This window comes from Roseovarius tolerans, from assembly GCF_028885395.1.
Taxonomy (GTDB): Bacteria; Pseudomonadota; Alphaproteobacteria; order Rhodobacterales; family Rhodobacteraceae; genus Roseovarius; species Roseovarius tolerans.
This window is the reverse complement of the sequence record NZ_CP118494.1, coordinates 2,987,607-3,013,010: the sequence shown is the minus strand read 5'-3', so window position 1 is coordinate 3,013,010 and position 25,404 is coordinate 2,987,607. Positions and strand designations below refer to the sequence as shown.

General features: G+C 61.2%; 23 protein-coding genes. 6 read left to right on the top strand and 17 right to left on the bottom strand.

Features of this window, described 5'->3' with window-relative positions; genetic code table 11:
- The first annotated feature begins 7 nt into the window (after positions 1-7).
- The 5 genes from PVU19_RS14890 (at position 8) to PVU19_RS14870 (ending at position 8,403) form a co-directional block, all read left to right on the top strand.
- Positions 8-1,885: a site-specific DNA-methyltransferase gene (locus PVU19_RS14890; RefSeq protein ID WP_274789794.1), complete on the top strand. Its 1,878-nt coding sequence runs from the start codon at positions 8-10 to the stop codon at positions 1,883-1,885.
- A gap of 131 nt (positions 1,886-2,016) precedes the next feature.
- Positions 2,017-2,385 (top strand): hypothetical protein, encoded by a 369-nt coding sequence (locus PVU19_RS14885; RefSeq protein ID WP_152911674.1) that lies wholly within the window; start codon positions 2,017-2,019, stop codon positions 2,383-2,385.
- A gap of 36 nt (positions 2,386-2,421) precedes the next feature.
- On the top strand, positions 2,422-4,314 hold the full coding sequence (locus PVU19_RS14880) for a site-specific DNA-methyltransferase (RefSeq protein ID WP_082237775.1): 1,893 nt from the start codon (positions 2,422-2,424) through the stop codon (positions 4,312-4,314).
- Positions 4,315-4,327: 13 nt separating this feature from the next.
- A complete protein-coding gene (locus PVU19_RS14875) occupies positions 4,328-7,456 on the top strand; it encodes a type III restriction-modification system endonuclease (RefSeq protein WP_050663625.1) in 3,129 nt (1,042 codons plus the stop codon).
- Complete coding sequence (locus PVU19_RS14870; RefSeq protein WP_050663624.1) at positions 7,456-8,403, top strand: GIY-YIG nuclease family protein; 948 nt, start codon at positions 7,456-7,458, stop codon at positions 8,401-8,403. Before PVU19_RS14875 ends, PVU19_RS14870 begins: the two co-directional genes overlap by 1 nt.
- Before the next feature lie 317 nt (positions 8,404-8,720).
- Here the strand turns inward: PVU19_RS14870 and PVU19_RS14860 are convergent, their stop codons facing one another.
- The 13 genes from PVU19_RS14860 to PVU19_RS14800 all read right to left on the bottom strand — a co-directional run bounded on the left by PVU19_RS14860 (position 8,721) and on the right by PVU19_RS14800 (position 21,487).
- The gene (locus PVU19_RS14860; protein ID WP_050663623.1) at positions 8,721-8,978 is read right to left on the bottom strand and encodes a hypothetical protein; all 258 of its coding nucleotides are present in this window, start codon (positions 8,976-8,978) and stop codon (positions 8,721-8,723) included.
- Positions 8,975-9,649: a YcbK family protein gene (locus PVU19_RS14855; RefSeq protein WP_050663629.1), complete on the bottom strand. Its 675-nt coding sequence runs from the start codon at positions 9,647-9,649 to the stop codon at positions 8,975-8,977. The genes PVU19_RS14860 and PVU19_RS14855 overlap by 4 nt, the downstream gene beginning before the upstream one ends.
- A gap of 74 nt (positions 9,650-9,723) precedes the next feature.
- Positions 9,724-10,011 (bottom strand): DUF6127 family protein, encoded by a 288-nt coding sequence (locus tag PVU19_RS14850; protein ID WP_050663622.1) that lies wholly within the window; start codon positions 10,009-10,011, stop codon positions 9,724-9,726.
- 19 nt (positions 10,012-10,030) lie between these two features.
- Positions 10,031-11,107: a DUF2793 domain-containing protein gene (locus tag PVU19_RS14845; RefSeq protein WP_050663621.1), complete on the bottom strand. Its 1,077-nt coding sequence runs from the start codon at positions 11,105-11,107 to the stop codon at positions 10,031-10,033.
- A gap of 10 nt (positions 11,108-11,117) precedes the next feature.
- Positions 11,118-15,086, bottom strand: a complete 3,969-nt coding sequence (locus PVU19_RS14840) for a baseplate multidomain protein megatron (RefSeq protein ID WP_050663620.1) — start codon at positions 15,084-15,086, stop codon at positions 11,118-11,120.
- Positions 15,087-15,095: 9 nt separating this feature from the next.
- A complete protein-coding gene (locus tag PVU19_RS14835) occupies positions 15,096-15,530 on the bottom strand; it encodes an NlpC/P60 family protein (RefSeq protein WP_050663619.1) in 435 nt (144 codons plus the stop codon).
- Positions 15,527-16,411 carry a DUF2163 domain-containing protein gene (locus tag PVU19_RS14830; protein ID WP_050663618.1) on the bottom strand — a complete coding sequence of 295 codons (885 nt, stop codon included), beginning with the start codon at positions 16,409-16,411 and terminating at the stop codon, positions 15,527-15,529. Before PVU19_RS14830 ends, PVU19_RS14835 begins: the two co-directional genes overlap by 4 nt.
- On the bottom strand, positions 16,408-17,034 hold the full coding sequence (locus PVU19_RS14825) for a DUF2460 domain-containing protein (protein ID WP_050663617.1): 627 nt from the start codon (positions 17,032-17,034) through the stop codon (positions 16,408-16,410). Before PVU19_RS14825 ends, PVU19_RS14830 begins: the two co-directional genes overlap by 4 nt.
- Positions 17,034-19,448 carry a phage tail tape measure C-terminal domain-containing protein gene (locus tag PVU19_RS14820; protein WP_050663616.1) on the bottom strand — a complete coding sequence of 805 codons (2,415 nt, stop codon included), beginning with the start codon at positions 19,446-19,448 and terminating at the stop codon, positions 17,034-17,036. The genes PVU19_RS14825 and PVU19_RS14820 overlap by 1 nt, the downstream gene beginning before the upstream one ends.
- Positions 19,441-19,671, bottom strand: coding sequence for a DUF7697 family protein (locus PVU19_RS14815; protein WP_050663615.1), 231 nt, complete (start codon positions 19,669-19,671; stop codon positions 19,441-19,443). The genes PVU19_RS14820 and PVU19_RS14815 overlap by 8 nt, the downstream gene beginning before the upstream one ends.
- Positions 19,668-20,105, bottom strand: a complete 438-nt coding sequence (locus PVU19_RS14810) for a hypothetical protein (RefSeq protein ID WP_050663614.1) — start codon at positions 20,103-20,105, stop codon at positions 19,668-19,670. Before PVU19_RS14810 ends, PVU19_RS14815 begins: the two co-directional genes overlap by 4 nt.
- Positions 20,105-21,043: a phage tail tube protein gene (locus PVU19_RS14805; protein ID WP_050663613.1), complete on the bottom strand. Its 939-nt coding sequence runs from the start codon at positions 21,041-21,043 to the stop codon at positions 20,105-20,107. The genes PVU19_RS14810 and PVU19_RS14805 overlap by 1 nt, the downstream gene beginning before the upstream one ends.
- A 24-nt stretch (positions 21,044-21,067) precedes the next feature.
- Complete coding sequence (locus PVU19_RS14800; protein WP_050663612.1) at positions 21,068-21,487, bottom strand: hypothetical protein; 420 nt, start codon at positions 21,485-21,487, stop codon at positions 21,068-21,070.
- A 132-nt stretch (positions 21,488-21,619) separates the two neighbouring features.
- Here PVU19_RS14800 and PVU19_RS14795 point away from each other — a divergent pair, with 132 nt between their 5' ends.
- Complete coding sequence (locus tag PVU19_RS14795) at positions 21,620-21,934, top strand: hypothetical protein (RefSeq protein ID WP_050663611.1); 315 nt, start codon at positions 21,620-21,622, stop codon at positions 21,932-21,934.
- Positions 21,935-21,995: 61 nt separating this feature from the next.
- Here the strand turns inward: PVU19_RS14795 and PVU19_RS14790 are convergent, their stop codons facing one another.
- The 4 genes from PVU19_RS14790 to PVU19_RS14775 form a co-directional block, all read right to left on the bottom strand.
- Positions 21,996-22,625, bottom strand: a complete 630-nt coding sequence (locus PVU19_RS14790; protein ID WP_050663610.1) for a DUF6441 family protein — start codon at positions 22,623-22,625, stop codon at positions 21,996-21,998.
- Positions 22,622-22,933 carry a head-tail joining protein gene (locus PVU19_RS14785; protein WP_050663609.1) on the bottom strand — a complete coding sequence of 104 codons (312 nt, stop codon included), beginning with the start codon at positions 22,931-22,933 and terminating at the stop codon, positions 22,622-22,624. The genes PVU19_RS14790 and PVU19_RS14785 overlap by 4 nt, the downstream gene beginning before the upstream one ends.
- Complete coding sequence (locus PVU19_RS14780; RefSeq protein WP_050663608.1) at positions 22,933-23,268, bottom strand: DUF2190 family protein; 336 nt, start codon at positions 23,266-23,268, stop codon at positions 22,933-22,935. The genes PVU19_RS14785 and PVU19_RS14780 overlap by 1 nt, the downstream gene beginning before the upstream one ends.
- A gap of 78 nt (positions 23,269-23,346) precedes the next feature.
- Complete coding sequence (locus tag PVU19_RS14775; protein WP_050663607.1) at positions 23,347-25,401, bottom strand: prohead protease/major capsid protein fusion protein; 2,055 nt, start codon at positions 25,399-25,401, stop codon at positions 23,347-23,349.
- Positions 25,402-25,404: the final 3 nt, after the last annotated feature.

Below are 25,404 nucleotides of genomic sequence, written 5' to 3'. Positions count from 1 at the left end.
GACGAGTATGGACAAAATGAAGCTGCACAGCCCCGACCTGAACCATGAGAACATCACGACGATCAGTGAATTGTTCCCCGGATGTGTGACCGAGGCCGCGGACGAAAACGGCAAGCTGCGGCTGGTCGTGGACTTCGATCAGCTGCGACAGGAGTTAAGCGACCATATAGTTGAGGGCGGACAGGAGCGTTTTCACCTCAATTGGCCAGGGAAGCGCGAGTCACTAGCAATAGCTAATGCACCAATCTCAAAAACGCTCCGCCCGTCTTCGAAGGAAAGCGTCGAATTTGAAAGCACTAGAAATATTTTTATCGAAGGTGACAACTTAGATGCGTTGAAGCTAATTCAGGAAACCTACTTGGGCAAAATAAGGATGATATACATCGATCCGCCCTACAACACTGGAAACGACTTCGTCTACGACGACAATTTTGTTGAACGACCGAAAGATTTTTTGGCTCGCTCAGATCAGCAAGACGAAAGCGGCAACAGGCTTGTCGCAAACCCAAGCTCGAATGGTCGCTTCCACTCAGATTGGCTAAGCATGATGTATCCAAGGTTGCGCTTGGCTCGAAACCTACTCCGTGATGACGGAGTCATTTTCATAAGCATCGACGATGGCGAAATCCAGAATCTCAAGAAAATCTGCGATGAAGTATTTGGATCCGATAAATTCATTGCATGTTTTGTTTGGAAAAGTCGCCAGAACATCGACAACCGTACAGTCACAGGCGCATCCGTCGATCATGAGTATATATTGTGTTACGGGAAGGAAATTCGGGGTTCTGAACGAAACAAGCAGCAGTATACAAACCCTGACAATGATCCAAGAGGCGATTGGGCAAGCGCAAACATGGTGGGAATCGCCACTGCGGATCGACGTCCGAATCTCCACTATGACCTGATTCACCCGACCACGGGGGTCAACTATGGTTGTCCGAAAATGGGCTGGAGATATGATCGCAATACCATGGCACGCCTGATACAAGAAGATCGAATTCTTTGGCCTGCCTCTTCTGACGGACGGCCGCGCCGGAAAGCATTTCTGAACGATTTAGATTCTGACTTCACGGGGTTCTCAACAATTGTCGGTGACGGAATTTTCACCCGTGATGGTACGTCTGACATGGTAAATCTCTTTGGGGACCGCGTATTTAGTTTTCCTAAGCCCGTATCTCTAATGAAGATTCTCGTTGAACAGGCCACGAAAGCGGATGATATCATACTCGATTTTTTTGCGGGGTCAGGTGCGACGGCTCATGCCGTATTGGAGCAAAATACCCAAGACGGAGGAAATCGGCGTTACATTCTGGCACAACTCCCCGAAGCACTTGACCCTGCAAACAGAGAACAAAAGACCGCCGCAGATTATTGCGACAAACTTGATAGGCCGCGAAACATTGCAGAACTTACTAAGGAAAGACTACGAAGAGCGGGCGTAGTAGCCCGCCAAGCGAACACAGCTGACCGTCAGATTGACGCCGGATTCCGCGTCCTGAAGATCGATACCTCAAACATGGAGGACGTCTATTACCGTCCTGACGAAGTCAAACAAGCCGACCTGCTCACCGCCGTCGACAACGTCAAACCGGACCGCACGGCCGAAGACCTGCTCTTCCAGGTGCTGGTGGACTGGGGTGTCGATCTGACGCTGCCCATCCGCCGCGAGACCGTCCACGGCAAGACCGTGTTCTTTGTCGACGACAACGCACTGGTCGCCTGTTTCGATACCGGCATCACCGAGGATCTGGTGAAGGAGCTGGCCAGGCATGAACCGCTGCGGGTCGTGTTCCGCGACAATGGCTTCGTCTCCGATGCGGTGAAGATCAACGTCGAACAGGTCTTCCGCCAGCTCTCCACCACCACCGACGTCAAGACGATTTAGCCGAGCAGATTGAGAGTGTGCAAAGCCACACGACACCGCCCCAAACAAGTGACGACAAGCCCCCAGGCGCTTTCAAAACGGCGCTGCCATGGTTCAGAAGTACGAGAAGAACACGACACCAAACGAAGTGCATGACGAGCAAGAATACCAAAACAGAAAGCGACCTGATGAACATAGATTTCTTTAAAGACGCGACCGACGTAGTGCTTGAAGTCGAAGTAAACCCTGATGCTGCAGGTCGGTTTGAGTCACGATATCGAGCCCTAACCGGTTCGAACCCTAATCTCGGGGAGGGTTACCAGCATCAACCGAACAAATGGGGTCTAGAAGTTCGGGTGTATTTCAATAGCGAGGTGGATATGTCCGATGAGTTCACCTCTATTGACGTCTACGTTGAGCAAGGTGACCGGCCCTATCGCAAGCGCTGGGTCTATAGACTGAACGACCGTGAATTTTTTTGGTCGCTCGTTGAGGCCGGATATCGACTTGGCGAAAACTAATACTCTGACAACGTAAGGCGAACCGAGGGTGAAAACGTGACGATAAAAAAACTTGAAATGAAAACCCCTGAACTGTCACGGGACATCAAAGCTCAGCTTGGCACGTTACTGCCGGAACTTGTGACGGAAGTGAGGAACGAGGCTGGCGAACTTGAGCAAGTCATTGATTTTGAACTCCTGAAGCAGATCCTCGATGGACAAGCCACAGAGGGTGTGCGTGAGCGGTACCATCTAAACTGGCCTGGGAAAGCTGCTGCACTCATTGAAGCTAATACATCCTTGGAAAAAACCGTTCGTCCATTCGAAGTGGACAGTCTGCATTTCCAAAGCACCAAGAACTTGTTCATCGAAGGAGACAACCTAGACGGGCTAAAGCTGATCCGCGAGAGCTACCTGGGGAAAGTAGATATGATCTATATTGACCCCCCCTACAACACAGGAAGTGACTTAATTTACAACGATCAATTTAAGTTGGGCGCGGACGAATACCTCGAAAAGTCAGGGCAAATTGATGGAATGGGAGGAAAGCTGGTAGCGAACTCTCAAACCAACGGCCGCTTTCATTCCGACTGGCTGTCGATGATGTATCCTCGGCTACGAATAGCCCGCCAACTTATGTCCGATCAGGGGCTTATTTTTATTTCGATCGATGACAATGAGCGCGCTAACCTACAGAAGCTTTGCGAAGAGGTCTTTGGGGCCAACAATTTTTTGGGTTGTTTTGTTTGGAAGCGTCGTAGCGGTGCCATGGATGCTGTGACAAACCTTAGTGAAGATCATGAGTACGTTTTGGTCTACTCGAAGTCTCAGGCCACCCTCAAAGGTGTTGAGAGAACATTCGAAAAGTATAAAAATCCAGACAACGACCCTCGGGGTCCCTGGATCTCAGATAACCTCAGCGCAGGAAAACCGGGAGGCGACACATATTATCCGATAACGGACCCAGACACCGGGAACGAGTTTCTTCCTCCGAAGGGAAGATACTGGCCCTATAGCCGCCAAACTATGGCACAAAAAGTTTCTGAAGGCCGTGTCATATTTCCTAAAGGCTCGACTGGCACTCCAATGCTAAAGCGCTTTGCGTCTGAGGCAATGAAGCCCACAATACCGGTATCGTCTTGGATTGAACGCCCCACTGGCGGCGGTGGGCAAAGTACAATCGTTTCTCCAATGAATAGCTCTGCAACGACGGCGTTGAAAAATCTTTTCGGAGGTAAGCTGTTTTCATTTCCCAAGCCGGTCGAGCTAGTAAGAGCGCTCATTGAACAAGGAGCAGCGAAAGACGCACTAATTTTGGACTTTTTTGCGGGCTCGGGAACGACTGCTCAAGCAGTTTTCGAATGCAATGCAGCTGACGGTGGGAACCGTCAGTGCATTCTGATTCAGTTGCCCGAGGCAATCGATGAAGGATCAGACGCATTTAAAGATGGTTACGAGACTATTGCGGACTTCTCTAAGGAACGCATACGCAGAGCTGGTGCCATGGTCCTTGAAGGTGAATGTCATTCCGGCTGGAACAAGGACGTAGGCTTCCGCGTCCTGAAGATCGACACGTCGAACATGCGGGACGTCTATTATCGTCCTGACGAAGTCAAACAGGCCGACCTGCTCACCGCCGTCGACAACGTCAAACCGGACCGAACGGCCGAAGACTTGCTCTTCCAGGTGCTGGTGGACTGGGGCGTCGACCTGACGCTCCCCATCCGGCGCGAGACCGTGCAGGGCAAGATCGTGTTCTTTGTCGACGACAACGCGCTGGTCGCTTGTTTTGACACTGGCATCACCGAGGATCTGGTGAAGGAGCTGGCCGGGCATGAACCGCTGCGCGTCGTGTTCCGCGACAACGGCTTCGTCTCGGATGCTGTGAAGATCAACGTCGAACAGATCTTCCGCCAGCTCTCTCCCACCACCGACGTCAAAACCATTTGAAAGGGCGACAAACATGAAACTGAAGTTCAAGGTCCAGCCCTATCAAACCAATGCCGTCGACTCCGTCGTGGACTGTTTCGCCGGTCAGCCAATGGCCAGTGGCGTCAACTATCGGATCGACCCCGGCCGCAAGGCACAGACCAGCGCGTTCGAGGAAGGCTTCAAGAACGCCGACATAGCGCTGAGTGAGGCACAAGTTCTGGCAAACATCCAAGATGTGCAGCACCGCCAGAACCTGCCGTTCAGCCAAAGCCTCACAGACTTCACCGCCGTCAACGGGCGTGGCGAGCGAACACCGGCGCCAACGACCTACACCCGCGACGCGCTGGCCGCGAGCCGCTACCACCTCGACGTCGAGATGGAAACCGGGACCGGCAAGACCTATTGCTACATCAAGACCATCTTCGAGATGAACAAGCGCTTCGGCTGGTCGAAGTTCATCATAATGGTGCCCAGCATTGCGATCCGCGAAGGCGTCTACAAATCGCTTCAGATCACGGCTGACCACTTCACGGAAAGCTACGGCAAGAAGGCAAGGTTCTTCATCTATAATTCCAAGCGTCTGCACGAGCTGGAAAGCTTCTCGTCGGACGCTGGCATCAACGTGATGGTCATCAATATTCAGGCCTTTGCTGCCCGTGGTGCGGATAACCGTCGCATCTACGACGAGCTCGACGACTTCCAGTCTCGCCGCCCCATCGACGTGATCGCCAGCAACCGGCCGATCCTGATCCTGGACGAGCCGCAAAAAATGCAGGGTAACGCGACGATGGAAGCGTTGCCAAAGTTCAAGCCACTCATGGTCCTTCGTTATTCAGCCACCCACAGGACACAGCACAACCGGATCCATCGCTTGGACGCCTTGGATGCCTACAACCAGAAGCTCGTGAAGAAGATCGCCGTACGTGGAATCCAAACGCGCGGTCTGGCCGGAACCAATGCCTACCTTTACCTCGAGGGGATCGACATCTCGAAGAAGGCGCCGGTCGCCCGGATCGAAATGGAAGTGAAGCTGAAATCCGGCGAAATCAAACGGCAACTTCGGCGGCTGGAATTTCGCGACGACCTGTTCACGCTTTCCGGGGAGCTGGATCAGTACAAAGGCTTCACGATCTCTCAGATCGACTACAACCACGACACGGTGCAATTCACCAACGGCGAGGTGCTTACGGCTGGCGAGGCCACAGGTGACGTGTCAGAGCGCGACATCCGGCGGATCCAGATCCGCGAGACGATCAAAGCGCATTTCGACAAGGAAAAGCAGCTCTTCGCTCAAGGGATCAAGGTCCTTTCGCTATTTTTCATCGATGAGGTGGTTAAGTACCGTGACTACGGTCAGCCGGACGAAAATGGAGAGTACGCCCGTGTCTTTGAAGAGGAATACGAGCTGTTGAAGGAAGAGTATCTTTCAGAGCTGGCAATCGACAACGAGGCGTACCGAAAGTATCTCGCAGCAATTGATGTGACGAAGACTCACAACGGCTATTTCTCAATCGACAAGAAAACCAAACAGTTGAAGGATCCCGCAGTCGGTGCGCGGGCCGTCGATTCAGATGATGTCGACGCTTATGATCTCATCCTGAAGGACAAGGAGAGCTTGCTAAGCCTTCCCGGTCCAACCGACAGCGCTGATCAACGGGCAAAAAGAGAAGTTCGTTTCATTTTCTCTCACTCTGCGCTGCGGGAGGGGTGGGACAACCCCAATGTCTTTGTCATGTGCATGTTGAAGCATAGCGACAATACGATCTCTCGGCGCCAAGAAGTGGGTCGGGGTTTGCGGCTATCCGTAAACCAGCACGGTGACAGAATGGACCACCCGGCGGCGGTTCATGACATTAATGTTCTTACGGTGGTCGCGAGCGAAAGCTACAAGGACTTCGTGGGCGGGCTGCAGAAGGAAATTTCGGAGACTTTGTCCTCACGGCCCCGGCAGGCCACCGAAGCCTACTTTGCAGGCAAGACCATCACCACCGATGCGGGCCCTATTGAAATCACGCCTGCAATGGCGAAGCAGGTCTACAGATATCTCGTCAAGAATGATTACACGGACGACGCTGATCAAATTTCTGAAGACTACCACAAGGCAAAAGAAGCAGGCACGCTGGTCGAGTTGCCAGATGAACTTAAGCCGCATGCCGAGCAGATATTCCAGCTCATTGACAGTGTGTTCAGCGATGCACAGCTGCCTAAAGTCGACGACGGGCGAAAACCAAAGACGAACCCGCTCAATGCCAACTTCGAGAAGAAGGAATTCCAGGAGCTCTGGTCCCGGATCAATCGGAAAGCAGTCTATCGCGTGGACTTCAACTCAGCTGAGTTAGTTCGAAAATGTGTCAGCGCCCTCGACAGCCAGCTACGCGTAACACCACTTCAGTATACCGTTCAAGCAGGCGTTCAGACGGAAGGGATTACCGACGACCAGTTGAAGGCTGGCGACGGTTTCGAGGTGACCGCGACTTCCACCCAACATGGTGGCTCGGTGTACTCACGAGTGAAATATGACTTGGTTGGCAAGATCGCAGAGAATTCCCAGCTCACGCGTCAGTCGACTGCCTCAATCCTTTCAGGCTTAGAGGCTAGTATCTTCGCTCAGTTTCAGCAGAATCCAGAGCACTTTATCGCAGAGGCATCGCGGATTATTGCCGAGCAGAAGGCGACGATGATTATCGAGCGTCTGAGCTATGACGAGGTCGCTGACTGCTACGACGTCGATATCTTCACCGCCAATCAGAGCGGTCAAGATTTCTCGCGCGCAAGCGCCAAGCTGAAGAACCACGTCTACGATTATGTTGTAACCGATTCTGATGTCGAAAAGCGTTTCGTGGCAGAGTTGGAAACCAGCTCAGAAGTGGTCGTATACGCCAAGCTTCCTCGTGGTTTCCTCATTCCAACGCCAGTTGGAGATTACAACCCAGATTGGGCGATCTCTTTCAAGGATGGGGGCGTGAAACATATTTATTTCGTGGCTGAAACCAAAGGTTCGATGTCAACGATGAAATTGCGCGAGATAGAGAAGACCAAAATCGAGTGCGCCAGAAAATTCTTTGATGAAATCAGTCAGAAAATTTCACAAGATAAGGTGAAATACGAGGTCGTCACTGATTATGCAAAGTTGATGGATATAGTCGGTCGTGCAGCGTGATGAAACCCCGCTCGATCAACATCTTCCTCCTCGACGGCGATCCGAACGGCATTCGGGTAGCGCAAATCTCGATGTCTACGATCCAGGCAATCGCCTTCCGCCGCAACCAGCTGCGCCGGGTTCGCGAGGCTTTTCCCGAGATTGAGCGGCCAGGCGTCTATATCTTGATTGGCTCCGATGACAATCAGGCGGATCAGCAACTCGCCTATATCGGTGAGTCTGAAGGTATCGGTGGTAGGCTATCCACTCACAACTCCAATGAAAGCGGGCGAGATGCTAAAGGTTTTTGGACAGACACGGTTGTCCTGATAAGCAAAGATGAGAACCTTACCAAAAGCCATGCGCGCTACGTGGAAGCATGCTTGATCCGTAGCGCTGGGAGCAATCCTCGCTGGACCCTGCCCAATACTAGAATGCCGTCCAACGATGCTGGGAAGTTACCGCTTCCTGATCGCGCGGCCATGGACGAATTTGTTGATCAGACGAAAACACTGGTCGGCGCTCTCGGCTGGGATGTGTTTCGCGAGATGCGTGGGCGGGCACCGCAAATGATACCGCTAGAACAGGACATGCTGCAGCCTGAGCCGATCGCAAGCGCAAAATTCTTTTTCCGTGGCGAAGGCTTTTCGGCAGAAATGGTGGTCGGCCCGTCCGGGGATTTCATTGTTCAAGCGGGGTCAAAAGCGCGGCTTCGAACTACATCCACAATCCCCAGAGGAACCACGACTTTGCGCTCCACCCTGCTTGAAAAGGGCGTGTTGCGTGAAGACGGGAAATTTCTCCTCTTTACCAGCAACTACAGCTTTTCATCGGTTTCAGCCGCCGCTGCAGCAGTGATCGGAGCAAGCGCGAACGGCCGAATTCTTTGGAAGCTGCCCGACGGATCAACCTATGCGGATTGGGAGTCGGGTCTGAGCGAAAAAGACGCTGCTGAGCCAACCAAATAGGGTGGTTATGCATTCGAATCCGAAGCTCCCAATACCACGTTCGCCGTCAGGCACGTCAACGACAACACCATGATATAAATTCAGAAACTTGGTTTGTCGGCGTGGGATTGCTATTTGGAATTTTCCTTTCCACGCGTAGGAAGCCTTATGGTGCCGACCAACTGCAGGCCCGCGCCTGATCTCGCATGACCGCGTAATCGCCCATCATCTCGACGACGGCCGATCCGTCCGGCAGAAGAGCGAGTTCCTCCGTCGCGCGGTTCCGAATTTCCCTACTGTATTCCACGACCGGCGGACATGCCGCCAAACCGTTCGCTTCAAAACCCGCCGTCGCGCAGCCGGTCAACCAGCTCGCCACGATCACGAGGACGGCGAACCGCCGCCTCCAGCATCCGGCGTTGGATTTCATTGGTCTTCTCCCTGGTTTCAAGGCGTTCCGCCAAGCGACCAACGCGCTCGCCGGAACGGCGGATCGAAAGCAGGAACAGGACGATGGCGACAACCATAGCTCCATAGCGCAAAGCGGCCCGCGCCGGTGGGGTGGCAACGATCCCGCCGAGAATGCCGGCGATCATCTCTGCCCCCGTTTCCAATCATCGAGGCGGGCATAGATGGTGACCGCGATCCCTCCGAGCGCCACGGCGATGAACACCCAGCGCAACGTGTCCAGATATGGCACCAGTGGCAGGACGGCGGACTGGGTCTCGGACAGGACGCTCTGTGCGACTTCGACCCCCGCCGCGCCCAGCGTCGCAACCCCGGCCGCCCCGCCGCCCTTCATTGTGCGACTGTCGGCCAACACCTCGCGCGCGGGCGGCGTGTCCTCGGCGAATACGGTCGCCCGGACCGGGAAGCGCTCGCCCCATTGGCGCGCCGGGCCGAGATCAACATGGATGAAACCCGAGCGCGGATAGAAGCCGAATCCGAGGTACCCGACCGCGCGTGCCGCTGCCTCGAATGCCACGGGATCGTGGTTCGACATTGCGATGTCGAAGGCCGCGCCGTCCATGTGCTTCGATCGCGGTGCCCCACCCACCGCGCGGTTATGCTCCGGGCTGCGATAGGCAGAGCGGACGATCAGCGGCTTACCCAGACGGTCACGCAGCGCCTGCAGTCTGTCAAGCGCGAGCTCGTTGATCAGCAGCTTGCCGGTGCCCCGGCAGGCAATCTCGGCCGGGCTGAAGTTGGGCCAGCGCCAGGCACTTTTTGGCAGGTCGCGCCAATGATCATAAAAGGTCGTGGTCATGATGTCCTCCAAAAACGAAAAAACCCGCCAAATGGGCGGGTTCAGGGTGGTGCGTGAGTTGTCGCGATGGGCGTCTACGGACCGCCGCCGAAGATCTTGAGTTTGAGCGCGATCCCGGCCAGCAGCGCCAGCATCACACCGGTGGTGATCATGCGGACGGCGGTCTGCATGGCCGTGCGGCGCACTAGCCGGATGCAGTCGAGCAGCGATCGCAGATCACGGATATCGAGCGCCGCTTCTTCACCATCGAGGCCGACATCTGCGAGCGCCCGCTTGGCGCCTTTCTCGGCAGCGCGTGCCAACATCGCTTCGAACTCTGCATCGGGCATGCGCACGAAGCCCTCATATCGCGGTGGTGTCATCGGATCATCCTCCCGCCACTCAACCGACCTTGCAGCCCCAGAAGGACGTGTGATCGGCGGCGAAGTAGCCGTCCGCGACCCGGAAATACCCCTGCAGCTCAACGGTATCGCCCGCAGTCAGCGGCACCATGGTCTGCAGCCAGATCGCGGTGGCGAGCGTGACGTGAGTGGCGGAGATCTCGCCGATGGAACCCCGGATTTCCGTGGCACCGTTCAGCACGAGCCGACCGCGCATGCGGGCCGTGGCGCTGGCGTTGATCTTGTAGAGCAGCGTTGCGCCGAACAGGTAGGTCCCGTCCACAGGAGCGGTGAAGAGGCTGGTTCCAGCGTCGAAGGCCCCCTGATCGTTATAATCGGTGTTGTTCAGGCCGATCTTTGTCCAGGCTCCAACGCCCACGTAGTTGTCGTAGTTCGTGTAAGCCTTGAAGCGCGGCAGTTGCGGCTGCTCGACGATGCCGGTGGCGTTGTCCACGATCAGACCGTCGAAGAAGGTGCTGCCGTCGGCCGAAACCGCGAGGCGGAAACTGTCGGAGCCGAAGAGACCGACGAGCGCCTTTGTCACAAAACCGCTCTGCAGCGTCAGACCTAGATCGTCGCCCGCCGCTTCCTTGTTCATGGTGTAGAACAGATCGCCGGTCCCGCCTTCGGCCACGGTCTTGGCGGTCCAGAGCGCCGCGTTCAACTTGGCAGAGAACGGGTTGGCGGCATCGGCTGTCGTCCCGAGTCCGAGCAGCGCAAGGTTCTGCAGATCTGTCGGCGTGGTGCCAATCCAACCCGCGCCATCGTAGACCAGCAGCAGCCCCTCGTTCTCAACCCATGCACGCCAGCCCGCCCGGGGCGGCAGGCGCAGCCAGGTCCCATCCGTGAACAGCGCCACGTTCAGGTCCCACCCCGTCCAGTCACTGGTCCCGCCGCTCGCCACGATATGGCGGTCGCCTTCGGCAGGGCTGCCGGGCGGCGCGGTCAGGTCGCGATCGAGAACGGAGAGCTGCACGAGCCCGTCGAGGAGCCGCAATGACTCGTTGTGGGTAACATGCTTCTGGGCCTGCGCCGCCAGAATGTAGGGCAGCAGCAGTTTGGTCGTGGCATCGGACATGAGATAGCCTTCAGAATGTGAGCGTGACGGTTTTGGCCGCACCCCGCCCGATCAGGGCGGAGAGCTGGGAGATGCGGACTGTCAGAGTGTCGCCGGGCCCGAACGGCGCGCCCCAATCGGTGGTTTGCTGGGCGGCTGTGTAGATTGCGCTTGTTGTGGGCGCACTCAGCACCCGCTTCACCGTGCTGCCATCGAGGATCTCGACCTCGTAGGCTTCCAGTTCCTCGGTTAGAGGCACCTCAACTGCGCCCCAGCTGTCGGCAGAAAGCGCTCGGGACCGGCGCGTCCAGCGGATGGTCAGATCACCGGGCGTGCGGGGGCGACGCCACGGCTGCTGGACATGGGCGACAGAGAACGGCCGCAGACCCACGCCAACCGGTGTGAAGGAGGCGGCGACATAGGTCTCGTCGCTGACAGACCGGCTTGCGGGACCGACGCGCCAGTTCCAGGGAAGCCCGAGATCGGCCTCGGCGATTGGTAGTGATGCCAGAGCTTCGTCGAGCACTACCACCCGAGCGCCTGCATGAGCTGGATTGGTCATGGCCGCTTCCGTGCCGCGCTGACCTCGCAGCAGCCGCGTCAGTTGATAGCGGCCCGGCGCGATCAGGTCTGCCGTGCCTGCCTGCACGATTTCCCAGATGCCGGTGGCACTCTCGACGGCGATTGCATTGGCCCCGCCGAGCAGCGTCAGGTCGGTGACACTTTCGAACGTACCAGTCAGTAGATCGATGACGAGTGCATTGCCGAGATCGAACCGCGAGGTGGGGCCTGCATAGAAATTCGAGACCAGCGTGCCGATCCGGGCACGGCTGCCGAACGTCGTCAGTGGCTCAAACCCGTCCGTCGACGGACTGCGAAACACCGCCATCTCCCCCGGCCAGGGAACGGCATGGCCAGCGATGAGCGGCCGATGCGCAGGCTGATCCTCGGTCAGTTGTGGCAGATCCAGCAACACTGCCTCGGGTGCGCCGAACACCACGGCCTTCGAGAGTGAGGACGGTCTTGGCGATCCGGGCGGAAGGTCGTGGGCTTCCCGATCCTGACGGACCGCTTCGATCCCGCGTGCCTCGGCATCCGCGATGGAGACGAGCCGCAACGGGATGTGCCGCCCGTCATGTTCCAGCGTCACGACGTCCGCCGGATCCAATGCCAGCCGCGAGGGCGGCAGGAGGAATGCAGCCGTTTCCCGCCCGGTCCAGGCTTCCATCAGCGCGCGGCGGCAGCGCCGTTCAGCTTCCTCAGGCGGGACCGCCATGGGAAAGCTCTCCGAGGCGATCCGGGTCGTATCCACGGTGATCCGGCGCGCCTCGACGAGGGCGGCGTCATAATCCTCGTCAGCCCGTGCAACCTGCCATTTGAGCGCCTGCGGCAGTTCGGTTTCCTGCGCGCGGGTCAGTTCCAGAACGTCGCCGTCGCGAGCGGCCACCAGATCGTCGTGTGTCACACTGGCCACCGCTGCGCGCCCGCGCATGACAAACCGGATCACCCCCTCGGTCTCGACCGCGTCGAAACCGAAATGGCGCGACAACGTGGTAATCGAGGCGCGCGGGCTTTCTAGCGCACCAATCGCATAGCCCTCAACCGCCCCCCAGAGCCCCGATACGTCGATCAGGTTCTCTGGCAAGCCCGCCCGCAGGCAGAGGAGGCGAACGAGCGCCGCCAGCGACACCGCGCCAAGCCGCCCTGTCAGCCAGTGGCCGAGTCGCCAGTTTGCCCCGTCTGTCCAGACGTCGGTCAGCGCCGGGAAGAACGGATAAGGCCGCGCGTCCCAGGTCCAGGCGGCGCATTCGGGAACGTGCACCATCCGGTCGCCGTAGATGCCGGAAACCGGATTGTTCGCGGCCTCGCCCCACCAGAGAAAGGTCGCCTCCAGATAGGCCCGCTGGATCGCATCGTCCCGCCAACCGCGCGAGAAGTGCGGCGTGAAGCTCTCCGATGACTTCGGATCGAAGAAGACGTTTGGCTGGTTTGTGCCCCGGTCGATGGCCGGGCAGCCAAGTTCGGTGAACCAGATCGGCTTGGATTGCGGCACCCATGCCGTGGATGTCCCGCTCTCCACACCGCCCGGGCGGTTGTAGTGCGCGTTCGACCACCAGGCGCGCAGATCCTTGTAGCGGAAGACCCATGGCTTGCTGGCAGTACCATCCGTGATCGGCGTTCGGACCTGCGCTGAGCGGTCGGCGGCGCTGGCATAGAACCAGTCGAATCCTTCCCCGCCCGTAATGTTCCCCTGCAGATAGGCGCGGTCGTATATGGCGGGCCAGCCCTCGGCCGCATCCGCATGCTCGAAGCCATCGCGCCAGTCGGAGAGCGGCATGTAGTTGTCGATACCGACGAAATCGATCTCCGGATCGGCCCAGAGCGGATCGAGGTGGAAGAACACATCGCCGCTGCCATCGCCCGGCTGGTGTCCAAAGTATTCCGACCAGTCGGCGGCATAGCCAAGGCTCACACCCGATCCGAGGATGGAGCGGACATCGGCCAACAGATCCCGATATGCCTGCACCGCCGGATATGTGGACGCGCCCGAGCGGATCGTCGTCAGGCCCGGCATCTCGGTGCCAATCAGAAAGGCATCGACCCCGCCCGCCGCTGCGCAGAGATGGGCATAGTGCAGCACCATGCGGCGCAGACCCCAGTCGCCAGATGGCCCGGTCCACGAAACAGACTGACCTGAGACGCTGAAGCTCGCGGGCGTGGCCGAACCGAACAGCGCCGTGACTTGCGTGGCGGCCGTGCCGGTCATGTCCACCGTCCCGGCATACCCCGCCTCAGGTGAACATGTAATCCGCCCCCGCCATGGAAACGCGGGCTGGCCTGTCTCGGCGGCGTTGTCGGAATACGGATTCGGCAGCGTGTTCCCGGGCGGCACGTCCATCAGGATAAACGGGTAGAAGGTCACGCGCAGCCCGCGCGCCTTCATCTCCTGGATGGCCTGTACGACGGCGAAGTCGGACGGCGTGCCGCCATAGACCGGGCGATCTTGATCATCGCGGCTGACGAGGAAGGCACCGGCGCGGCTGACGCCGTTGACCGACCAGCTGAGGGGCGTCGTCGACTTGGCCGACACCTCGACGCCCGGCCGCACCTTGCAATTGCCTGCCCGCAGATCGTCGCCGAACCAGGCCACGACCAGCGATACGCTCTCGACCTTCGGCGCCATGGCCTGCAGCCGGTCCAGCGCCACCATCATGTCGGTGGAGTCGGGCAGCGCGTTCAGGTTCTCTGCCTGCGTCGTGCCGCCATCGGTCTTGCGGATCGCCTGCGTCGCGTAGGCGAACTCGCCCGAGGCCGGGATCATTGTCACCGCCTGCGTCAGACCCTCCGCGGTGTCCGGATCGGCGAGCGGGCGGAAGACCTCAAAACTCAGCTGCGGGATGCGGTTGCCATAGTTCCCCAGCGGCAGGTCCTCGAAAACGACATAGGCCGTGCCGCGATAGGCGGGCGTGTTGGCCCCGCCCATCTTCACCGAAATGAACGGATCCGCCGCCTGGCTCTCATCGCCCGGATACCAGCGCCAGGTGATCCCGACGGTGTCCAGCAACTTGCCGTCGGCCCAGATGCGTCCGATGCCGGTGATCGGACCCTCGCAGAGCGCCACGGCGAAGCTGGCATAGTACAGATACTCGGTGGTCTTGACCTTGCCGCCACCCCCACCGCCCTTGCCACCACCCTGCGTGGTGGTCTTGGTCTCCTCGCGGAAATCGGTTGCCCAGACAATGTTGCCACCAATCCGCATGCGGCCATAGAGGCGCGGGATCACCGCGCCTTCGGTGGCCGAGGTGATGCGCAGATTGTCCAGCCGCGCGCCTTCGATCCGCTGGGTTGGTGCCAGTGACGAAATGATCCAGCTGTCGACGACCGAGCCGATGGTGGAGCCGATGAAGCCACCGATGGTGGCGGCGCTGACGCCGAGGATCGCGCCGCCAATGCTGCCGCCAATGGCAGCGCCAGCGGCACCGAGAACGAGGGTGGCCATGTGGGAGTCTCAGCGTTTGGGGAACAGGAAGGCGAAGGCGATGCGCCGCCTCCAGGATGGGGTGAGCAGTTCCTCGATTACGCCGAGGCGCTCATAGGCGTGGAGGAAGCTGTCGGGGCCGGTGAGGATCCCGACATGCTTTGCAATGGCGCGGGGCTGCATGCGGAAGAGGACCAGCGCGCCGGGACCGGCCTCTGCCGGTTCCACCTCGATCATCATGCGTCGCGCGCCCTCGGCCAGAACCTCGCGCGGCCCGGTCTCGCCCCAGTCGCGGCTGTAGGCCGGGATCGGGAACGGCTCTGGCCCGACGACTTCACGCCAGACGCCGCGGGCCAGCCCAAGACAGTCGCAGCCAACGCCCCGGAGGCTGGCCTGGTCGTGATACGGCGTGCCTAGCCAGGACCGCGCTACCTTGATAACGCGCTGTGATTTGGCAGCATTCAAAGCACCGCCCCCTCGTGCCCACCATCCTTGGTGGCATAGCGGAGAACCGCGTCCTGGCCGGGGATGTGCGGGAAGCCACGAAAGTTGACGGTATTTGAGAACTTCGCGCCGCATGTCTCCAGGCGCTTGTCGCACCCCGCGCGGACAATGAAGGCGTCACCTTCGGCGATGGATCGTACCGGAGCTTCGAGCAGTGTCAGCACTGCGATGCCGTCAGTCAGGTCATGTGCGATGATCTCGGCGCGCCGACCGGCATTTGCGCCACCGGTCCATTCGAGCGTGCCGAAGGTGAACCAGCCAGAGGTGAATGCGCCCAGCCCCGAGGCGGTGAAGGCCCGGTCGCGCAGGAAATCAATGACGCCACCCGTGCCCCTGAACGCGGAGTTCTCCAGATCGATGCCGCAACGGGCGTCGCCGAGTGCGGCATCGCAGGTCGCCTGGAAGGTCCGTCCCACCGTCTGCCCAAGCACGTGAGCCAATGACCGAACCTCGGCCACGAAGGCCAGCCGCCCGCGCCGGATCTGGCCGATGGCCCCGCGCCGCATCAGGACGCGCTGGCTGGTCTCGGCCCAGTTTACCCGCCAGACCTCGACCTCGGCGTTGTCCCAGCGGCCGTCGAGGATATCGGTCTCGGTGATCCGGTCGGAGGTCAGCACGCCCTCTGCGTCCTGTGCATCGACCGACAGGTCGGAGCCAGAGCGCACCTCTGAAGCCGTCAGCCCGCTTTCCGGCTCGAAGTTCGTGCCGTCGAACGTCAGCGTCCGGTCGTGATCGGTGAAGCCAAAACTCGCGCCGTCGGCGCGAAGGATGCGCCAGCACCAGGATAGCGTTGTTGTCCCGTCGTCCAGATGCGCTTGCAGATTGGGGGTGATGCTTTTCATCGACGGAGTTCCAGCAATGGTATGGAGGTGATCGAGCCGAGCCGTTCGAGGTCGAGCGTCACGTCGAGCACGTCGGTGTCGAAACGGACCGGCACGTCGAACTCGAAGCCTGCGGTGATCGCGACGCCGGAGCCCGGCGCGGCGCTGAAGGTGACCACGCCGGTCATGGTGTCGACGGACCAACCGGAGGGCTGCTCCACCCCACCGAGCGCGATGCGAACGGTTGCGGTCACAGGCTTAGCGATAGTTCGTGTCCAGGACTGCGCCCCGGAGGTGTAGCGCTTCACCAACTGGAAGACGGTCGTCGTGCCATCGCCGGTGCCAATCGACTGATCCGTCGGCGATGGCGTGCCCGAAGGCAGGCAGGACTTGTGGTCGCCCCAGTCCTTGAAGCGGAACCCATGTAGCCGACCGTTGCGCGCCTCGAAAAAGGCAACCACGGCCGCCAGATCGTCGGCGCGGCGGATGCCATAGGCGACGTCGTAGCGGCGGCGCGAGTTTGCCCAGCTGGCGTTCCGCTCCTCATCGCCCGAGGAGAGCTCGACGATCTGCGTCCGCCGTTCGGGCCCGCCACGGGCGCCCCGGCTGATGTTGTCGGGAAACCGGACCTCGTGAAACGCCATCACATGCCCCTCCGCCCGAGCGATACGGCGCGGGCGATGTCGGCCGCGACCTGCGTGCGCGATTGTCGGAAGCTTTCGGCGTCGCGGGCCATGATGGTGACATTGACCCCACCGCCGCCGTAGCTCTGTGCTTCACGCCGCGACAGCACCCGCTCGCCCCGCTGCAGGATTGCAGGCACCTCGTCGTGGCGGAGCCCTGCAACGCCGCCGGAGTGCATCCGGGGCGCATCCGCGAACGCCATCGCCGGGACCATCCGGCCTGGTGCGGAGGCACCTACCATGCCGCCTGCATGCAAGATGTTCGCGAAAATCCCGCCGGCACCCCCAAGCGCGCCGGAGAGTGCATTGGCGATGGGCCCGAGGATAAATCGACGTGCCGCCAGCTTGGCGAGATCGGCCAACAGCGAGGTAACCAGATCGCGGAAATCCAGCTTGCCGGTCTTCACGAAGTCTCCGACCGCGTTCTCTGCCGACTGAAATGCACCAACCAGCGCCTGGCCGATATCACCGCTGATATCGCGGGCCTTGCTGGCATAGTCGGAAAGTGCTGCGGTGACCGCCTGCCAGCCGGTGACGGCGGCTTCGCTATTGGGTTCGGCGGCGGCCGCTGCAGCCCCGGCCGCTGCGCCCGCACTCGTGGCCGCCTGTCCGGCATCGCCAAGGGCTGTCTCGAACCGCGCCGCCGCGTCGGTGGCTTCGGTCAGCGCGTCCGCGCCATCGTCATCGCTGCCCCGCACCGCATCACGCAGCGCCTGCCAACTGGCGAGCGGCGCACGTGCCCCCTCGGCGAGATCGCGGGCCGCGCCACGATATGTGTTGGCCGTGGCAAGCGCAGTATTGGCCGCCGCGGTGAGCCCGAGATCGGGTGCGGAAAGCGGGTTATCCTCAAAAGCGCGGTCGAAGGCAGTCTGTGCGGCGGTGGTCGCGGCCGTCGCGGCACCCTCAAACCGGTTCTCGATCTCGCCGAGGTCGAGGTCGGGGACCAGCGAGATGCGGCGCTCCGACCCGAGGGCTTCGAGCCCCTGGTTTATGCCGCCAATGAAGTCGTTGATCCGCGAGACCACGCCGTTCAGCATCGCCTCAACACCGTCGATCAGGCTGTTCGCCGCCTGAAACGCCAGATCGCCGATGGCGGCTGGCAGCAGTCCCCAAATCGCCTTGATCGCCTCATAGGCCCCCTCGAATGTGTTCGCAGCCGTGTTGCCAAAGGCCACGACGCTCTCGATGGCGCTCTGCATTCCGGAGGCGGCATCGGCCTTTAGGTCGAAAAACATCGCAGTGGCTGCAGCGCCCGCCGCAGCGGCACCCATCTTGATCCGCTCCCAGACCTCGACCGCGAGGTCATTCAGGAGCGACATTGCTTCTCCGAAACCGCCCGCGGCCGACACGAGGCGGGTGAACTGATAAACAAGCTCGCCTGCGCCAACGATCAGCGCCCCGATGCCGGTGCGGATCAGTGCGCCGCGCAGCAAGACCAGCGCGGTCGCGAGCCCACGGACCGACAGCGCTGCGGCTGCCATACCGGCGACCCAACGCCCTGCAAGAAAAGCCACAAACGTGGCGGCATAGGTGGTCAGACGGCCGATGTTGTCGAAAAGGCCTCGGATCGCGATGCCGAGTGGCCCGGTGCGGCTGGCCACGGCCGCCATGGCATTCGCGACCGCTTCCAGCGCGGGTGCCGCAGCGACCGCCAGCTGGTTCGACAGCCCGCGCCAGATCAGGCCGAGCCGCGAGATCGCGTCGTTTGTCCGCTCGATCTGGTCGGCATCCTGCTCCGACACGACGACGCCGAAGGCCAGAACATCCTCTGTCGCCTGGCGCAATGTTGCGGTGTCGATCCGCGACATCGCGATGGAGCCTTCCTCGCCGAACAGCTGGCCCGCCACGGCGGCGCGTTCTGCAGCAGGCACGAAGCTTTCGATGGCGGCGTTGATCGCCCCCACCCGTTGATCCAGCGGCAGCGCGATCAGGTCTGTTGCAGACAGCCCAAGCCGGTCCAGCGCGTCGGCAGCGGGGCCACTCCCGGCGGCCGCCTGGCTGAGGCGGCGTGTCAGATCCTTTGTCGCCTGTTCGATGCCGGAGATGGAGACGCCCGCCAACTCACCCGCCCGCTCCAACGTCTGGATCGAGGCGACCGTGGTCCCGAGAGACTGAGCCAGTTTGGCCTGCGCGTCGACGGTCTGCAGCCCGGATCGGACCATCGCCACGCCAGCAGCAGCGGCGGCGGCCACGGCGGCAGCGGCGGCCACTGTGACACGGCGGGAAAACGCCGCGAGCCGTGTATTGGCCGCTTCCATCTCCCGGCTAAGGCGGCCGAAGCCGCGCGCCCCGGCTTCGCCGACGCCTTCCAGCTCGGCACGCACCTGTCGGCCGCCGACTGCGGCAAGTCGGACAGAAACGCGCTTTTCAGCCATTGGAATGATCCATCTGTTCGTTGAGCTTCGCGACCATCACCGCCTCGACGACGGGCAGAAGTTCGGCTGCTGCGGCAGGCGGCACGCCGAGCGCGTTACCGAGCGCCAGCGCCGCCGACATGTCCCAGCCGATCACCGCGCCCGGCAGCACGCGAAGTTGGCCGCCGAGGCGACCGATCAGGTCCCAGACCTGCAAGCCTTCAAAGGTGGTAGGTCGGTTCATCCGCGCCGGGCAGGTTTCGCAGGTCGCTTCGCACGCTTCGCAGTAGCGCTCGCCCCTGCCGAAGGACCACTCGGCGAGGACGCGGAGACGTTTTTTTCCTGGTCCAGCAGCAGGCCTTTGGAAACGTATGTCAATTGGAATGCCTCGAAGATTGGCCAGATGTCGAGAAGCGCATCGACGGCCTCGGGACTGGGGTCGATGGGATTGCCGTCTGCGTCGCCGATGCCCTCCCAAGTGAGAACTGCCCGACGCGCGAGGGCCTTGGCAAAGGCAACGGCGCGTTCCTCGTCGGAAGCGTCTACCGGGACCGCCTCGACGGCCGGATCGCTCCGCGTTCCAACCATCAGGGCCGTGGTCAGTGGGCGCAGCTCCGCCCGCACACCTGGCACGAGATCATGCCAGCGCGGCGTGTTTGTAAGATCGAGAGTCAGCATCAGTATACCTCGATGTCGTTGATCAGGGTTGCGGTGCACATCCGGCCGAGCGTGCTGTCGCGGGCGGCCTGCCAGTCGAAGGTGGCCTGCACGCCCTGCGGTCCGGAAATCTCGATCCGGGGGCGCGGCAGATAGACAGCGTGGACGGTGAAGGTAAAACTCTCGCCAGAGGGCAGCACATAGGCAAACTCCAGCTCGCAGGGATCGCCATTGATCGCCTGTGTCACCAGCGTCTGATCGGCGAACCGCACCTCGATGGAGCCGGTCAGAGCCGCAATGGACGGGTCCGCGCCGTCGATACGGCCGTCCGAGCGGATGGTTTCGATCCGGTCGAGATTGTTGGCGTAGGTGATGTCGGCCGAGACGACGTTGCCGAGGGCAGAGCCGTTGCGGGTGATGGCTCCGTTGAAATGGCCGAAGCGCTTCAGTTCCAACGCGGCGGGCGTCCCGGCGCTGGTCGTCGTGCCCACGGTCTCGCCCTGTGCCACCAGCCGGGCAGTTGCGGTCAGCAGGCCAGATCGCTGCATTTGCCAGTTAATCTGGTCGAGCACGCAGCCGGAATACATCGCATAGCGCGGCACCTCGGGCATGCCGGTCTCGATGGACATGCTGGGCAGCGTCCAGGACCCAGACTGGAATTCATGCGTCCAGGGGCCGGTGCCAGTCGTGGTCGGGTCGCCAAAACCCGCCTTCAGCCAGAACCCGAAGGCTTCCGCATCAAGCGGCACGACCACATCGCCGTCCGCCGTCACCGCATCCTTGATCGGCGCCAGCGGATCACGGCCGTAACCCAGCAGTTCCGAATTGAGCAGTGGCTGCTCCGCCCCCAGCGAGGTGCTGGCGAAGGGCATCTTGGTGAAGCCGCCGACGGGGGGCGTTCCATAAGTGGTCTCGAACGCAAGCGCCATCTGCGCCCGCGCCCCTTGGGCTCGTGCCATGTTTCTCTCCTTGAATTGTCGGAATCAGCTGAGTGGATCGGCCGTTGAATAGTGCAGCACCACCTGGATCACAGCGGCCTTCAGGCTGGCCGCGCCCTCGACCGGCAGATCGACCGGGCGCGGCGCTTCCGCTTCGACCCAATCGCAAAGGCCACCAAGTGTGCGGTCGGTGGCAATTGCCGCGCCAATGCTGGCGGTCAGGGTGTCGAAGGCGGCGTCACGGTCGATGCCCTGCACAACCGCCTCAATCTCGGCTCTGTGCTGGTAGTGGTAGCGCAGCGGCGACAGCGTTACTTCCGGGTCCCCCGGCTCACCGTCGCGCAGAATCAGCAGGCCAACGGCAGGCACGCGTTCTGGCAGCACATCGCCGCGCAAGGCGGTGGCGGGCAGTACCGAGAGCCGCGCATGCAGCGCGGTGAGGATGGTTTCGCGAGGGGTGGGCATTGTCGGTGGCCTCGAATCCTCGCCCGCGTTATCAAGACGCAGGCGTTATTACTGATCGTGCAGGGGGACTTGTGCTGGATCAGTCATCTTCATGGTTTCTCATGGTAGGTGATCACACACAGGAGAACCTACATGCAGTTTCAATTTAACACCGATGCCAATATCCAAGGCGATGACCGCCTGGCCGAAGTTGCTGAAACGGTTGTCACATCGGCGCTAGGGCATCTGACTGATCGTCTATCGCGCATCGAGGTGCACTTGGCCGATGTGAACGGCGCCAAGGGCGGGGCTGACGACATTCACTGCACCATCGAAGCACGTCCCGAGGGAATGCAGCCGCAGACCGTCACCCACAGTGATGCGAATGTAGACGCAGCCCTGCGCGGCGCATCGAAAAAAATCCGCGCGTTGCTGGACAGCGAATTCGGCAAGCTCGGACGCCGATAGGGCTCACCGATGACGTGGGCAATCGTAAAGCGCTGAGAACTCTCAGCATCGTTGTCACCAATCATCGCCGACCCTCGACCCAGTTCGCCACGATCAGCCCCGGTACGGCATCGAGCGCCCGCTCTGTATCCCGGTCGAGGTTCAGCCGCTTTGGCAGCTTCACCTGCGGCACCAGCAGGAAGATCGGCGCGGTGATCTTTCCACGCCCGGTCTTGGAACGCGACACCACTGCCTGGCCCTTCGTGTTCAGCCGCCCCTCCGCCACCAGCAGGCTCGGACCTGTCCGGCGATAGACGAAGCGCAGACGCAGACCGCGCCGTCGTTCCCATTCGGCCGGGGTGACCCGACCACCACGTGTTGATTTTCCAGCAGCGGGCAGCGGGATTGCCAGCCAGAACCCATCCTTCGAGCGGATCAGCGGGCCGGTGTCGTGAGCTCCCACGATCACCGGTGCCTTGGACCAGACCAGAGCCGCGGCGTCGAGGCTTTCACCCGACCTCGGGAAGTTCTGGTTGCGGATCGAGTTGGCGAGCCGCCGTCCGAGTCCCGCGCCTGTGATCTGCGTGCGCCAGGCAGTCTTGAGCCCGCTCCCGGCCTCGCGCATGGCGGCCGTCACTGCGCGTTCGCCCGCCGCCACCTCGGCTGCCATCATGGCCACAATATCCGGATCGATGTCGAGTTTGAGCTTCACGCGGGCCTCAGATCCACGGTCCAGACCAGCCGCTCGCGGTCGCGGACGGGCTCGCCCTGAATGAGGAAGGCATCGCCGTCCATTTCCAAGCGGTCACCTGGACGCGGGGCCGGAACCTCCGCGACTCGCAGGTCGACCCGGGTCGTTTCCGACCAGAGCCGGGCGTCCCCGAAGTCACTGATTGCATCAGCCTGCCGGGAGACGACGTGCACCAGAACGGGCGCGCCGCCGTCGGAGGTGTAGACCGCCTCTCGTCCGATGTTGGGATCCGCGAACAGCGCATCAACGACGGCGGTAAATGCCGTCATCAGAAGCTCGCGTTCAGGCGCACCCGGCCGATCAGGTCGCCCGCGCCGCTCGCCACCGCCTCGACGGCCGCGCCGATCAGCGTGTTCGCCGTGGCGGTCTTGGTGGCTTCCTTGTTGGTGTTGTCCCAATAGACCTTGTCACCAGCGGACCAGGCCTGGGATGCGACCTTTTTCAGATCGAAGATGCCGACGAGCGCGGCCTCGACCGTTTCGGCATTGGCGGCATCACCTGCGGCAACGCCGAAGATGGAGCCGACGAGCAGGCCGTCACCGGAGGTCACGGCATAGGGCGCGGTCAGGGTGATGGTGTTGCCGAGCTGGACGTAGTTCTTCATTGCGGGATCCTTTGCAAACGGGAACGAGCGGCCCGATTGGACCGCCCGTCAGAGGTGAGATTTCAGCGATGGCCCGGTTTATGCGCCCGGGTTCTTGTACAGGCCGCGCCAGTCGATGGCCTTGGCGCCGAAGTCGAGGCGGCACTTGATCTCGACGCCATCGACATCGAAGCCGTTGCGCGTCTCGATGTACGCGCCCTGCTGACCCTCGAGATAGGCGTACTCGATGGTGTCGATCTGGTTCGGACTGGCCGCCAGGTACCAGGCGGTCTCGCTGACCGCATCAAGCCGGGGCTCGCTGATGGGCGCGAGCGTGCGGATCGACTGTGGCACGACGTTGGACGTCGCTGCGGGCACTAGGTTTTGGGCAACCATCTGCTCTGCCTTCAGTTCCAGCGAGGCAGGCACGATCAGGAAGGCGGGCCGCACATTCAGCACCGTCTTCTTGTCGAGCCCCGTCTGCTTGGCCATGGCGGCGCGGGCCGCTCCAACCGCCTCGACGGCAAGCGCCGCACCTGTGCCTGCGAGGTTCTTGTGGGTGGTGTGGAACAGCGCGTTGCCGTCGGCCATCGCTGGGTTGGCGGTGATGATGCCCCAGACCACGTCCGATTCCAGCTGCGCGATGGAGTTGCCGTACATCGCCGGGATGCGGGTGAAGGCGTCCAGATCATCATTGATCAGCGTCTGGCGGGTGATTGCGACCACCCGGCCATAGGTCTTGACCTTGTAGCTCTCCTTGCTCTCACCGAGCGTGCCGCGCTTGAACTCGCCGCTCTCACCGACCTCCAGCAGCTGCGGCGCTTCGCCGAGCTGGACCCGATGCATCGCCTTGAAGTCGGTGGCGAGCACTTGGCGGCAGAACAGCATGAAGGTGCGCGGATAGGCATCGTAGGCCTGCCGAAGAGTCTTGTTGGTGACGGCGGAGAGGATTTCAGGGAAGTCAGACGTCGAATGCAGGGCCCGGGTCGCCACCTCATCACGCGACAGGCCGCGCGTGTTCACGCCCGCGTTTCCGAGGCTTTCGCGGGCCAGTTCCAGTAGCGTCATGCCACGATACTGGCGCGCGGCATCTTCCAGAGTGAAGAGCGTCGGGCTATAGCGGTGCAGCAGCGCATTTGCGACGGCATCGCGGCGGGTAATCGCCTCATCGCGGCCACCCAGCGGGATCGACACCTGGCTGAATGTGCGGGTCTCGTCCGATTTCGAGGCCACCTGATCGAGGATCAGACGCCGGGCCTCACCGATATCCGTGCCGCGTTTGACCAGATCCTCGGCAAAACTGCGCTCGAGGTTCAGGCGACCTGCCAGATCGTAGATTGTGGACACGCGATCCCGCTCGCCCTCGCGTGCGCGGGTCGCGACAGCTTCGGTATCAGGTGCAACGGGCATGTTCGGATTCTCGGGCTTCGGCTGCGCGCGGGTTTCGCTGGAGACAACCTTCGGCTCGGCCACAGGCGTCTTCGGTTCAGTCATGGTGGTGTCCTCGGTCGCGACAGTGTCGCTGGGTTGGTCTGTGGCCTCTGCGGCCGGGGCGTTGGGTTTGTCCGTCATCGGGATGGCTCCTGTGTTTGTGGGTGGGACGTCCCGGCGGTGAAGGACGCAAGTTGCAAGGTCGGATTGGGCGCGGAAGCCTGCGGCGGGGTCGGCGCCAACGGGCACGGCGGACACCTCGAAGGGAGTCCAGTCCACCGCGCGCCAAAGCTCGCGGGCAGCATCGGGTTTGGAGACCTCGAAGCGGTGAACCTGGTAGCCGATGGAGACCGCACGGATGTGTCCCGCCTGAATGTCGCGCCAGATCGGTTCGACATCGGCGCGCTCAGAAATCCGAACCTGCGCAACGCCCCGGCCGTTTTCGATGCGCGCCGAACCAGGCACGACCGAGCCAATCACAGCGTCGAGCGTGTCGATCTCATGCACCTTCAGGAACGGCGCGCCCGCATTAAGCCGATCCAGCCGCACATGGGTCGGATCGAGGCTGAGCTCTTCGTCATAAGGCTCGCCGAACAGGGTCGACCGGCGAACGCGCGCCCCCGCTGACCAGATCACCTCGACGGTGCGGGCGTCGGTATCGGCTGAGTTCGGCGCAAGCTCCGCCGACCGGCGCAGGGCCGGTAGTTCGATCATCGTGTCCATTTG

Excerpts from the sequence above, each read along its gene's own strand:
- PVU19_RS14800 (WP_050663612.1), bottom strand. The coding sequence starts at position 21,487 with ATGCCCACCCCTCGCGAAACCATCCTCACCGCGCTGCATGCGCGGCTC.
- PVU19_RS14810 (WP_050663614.1), bottom strand. The coding sequence starts at position 20,105 with ATGCTGACTCTCGATCTTACAAACACGCCGCGCTGGCATGATCTCGTG.
- PVU19_RS14890 (WP_274789794.1), top strand. The coding sequence starts at position 8 with ATGGACAAAATGAAGCTGCACAGCCCCGACCTGAACCATGAGAACATC.
- PVU19_RS14830 (WP_050663618.1), bottom strand. The coding sequence starts at position 16,411 with ATGAAAAGCATCACCCCCAATCTGCAAGCGCATCTGGACGACGGGACA.
- PVU19_RS14870 (WP_050663624.1), top strand. The coding sequence starts at position 7,456 with ATGAAACCCCGCTCGATCAACATCTTCCTCCTCGACGGCGATCCGAAC.
- PVU19_RS14820 (WP_050663616.1), bottom strand. The coding sequence starts at position 19,448 with ATGGCTGAAAAGCGCGTTTCTGTCCGACTTGCCGCAGTCGGCGGCCGA.
- PVU19_RS14860 (WP_050663623.1), bottom strand. The coding sequence starts at position 8,978 with ATGATCGCCGGCATTCTCGGCGGGATCGTTGCCACCCCACCGGCGCGG.
- PVU19_RS14795 (WP_050663611.1), top strand. The coding sequence starts at position 21,620 with ATGCAGTTTCAATTTAACACCGATGCCAATATCCAAGGCGATGACCGC.
- PVU19_RS14885 (WP_152911674.1), top strand. The coding sequence starts at position 2,017 with ATGACGAGCAAGAATACCAAAACAGAAAGCGACCTGATGAACATAGAT.
- PVU19_RS14775 (WP_050663607.1), bottom strand. The coding sequence starts at position 25,401 with ATGGACACGATGATCGAACTACCGGCCCTGCGCCGGTCGGCGGAGCTT.
- PVU19_RS14805 (WP_050663613.1), bottom strand. The coding sequence starts at position 21,043 with ATGGCACGAGCCCAAGGGGCGCGGGCGCAGATGGCGCTTGCGTTCGAG.
- PVU19_RS14780 (WP_050663608.1), bottom strand. The coding sequence starts at position 23,268 with ATGAAGAACTACGTCCAGCTCGGCAACACCATCACCCTGACCGCGCCC.
- PVU19_RS14785 (WP_050663609.1), bottom strand. The coding sequence starts at position 22,933 with ATGACGGCATTTACCGCCGTCGTTGATGCGCTGTTCGCGGATCCCAAC.
- PVU19_RS14845 (WP_050663621.1), bottom strand. The coding sequence starts at position 11,107 with ATGTCCGATGCCACGACCAAACTGCTGCTGCCCTACATTCTGGCGGCG.
- PVU19_RS14840 (WP_050663620.1), bottom strand. The coding sequence starts at position 15,086 with ATGGCCACCCTCGTTCTCGGTGCCGCTGGCGCTGCCATTGGCGGCAGC.
- PVU19_RS14855 (WP_050663629.1), bottom strand. The coding sequence starts at position 9,649 with ATGACCACGACCTTTTATGATCATTGGCGCGACCTGCCAAAAAGTGCC.
- PVU19_RS14825 (WP_050663617.1), bottom strand. The coding sequence starts at position 17,034 with ATGGCGTTTCACGAGGTCCGGTTTCCCGACAACATCAGCCGGGGCGCC.
- PVU19_RS14815 (WP_050663615.1), bottom strand. The coding sequence starts at position 19,671 with ATGAACCGACCTACCACCTTTGAAGGCTTGCAGGTCTGGGACCTGATC.
- PVU19_RS14875 (WP_050663625.1), top strand. The coding sequence starts at position 4,328 with ATGAAACTGAAGTTCAAGGTCCAGCCCTATCAAACCAATGCCGTCGAC.
- PVU19_RS14850 (WP_050663622.1), bottom strand. The coding sequence starts at position 10,011 with ATGACACCACCGCGATATGAGGGCTTCGTGCGCATGCCCGATGCAGAG.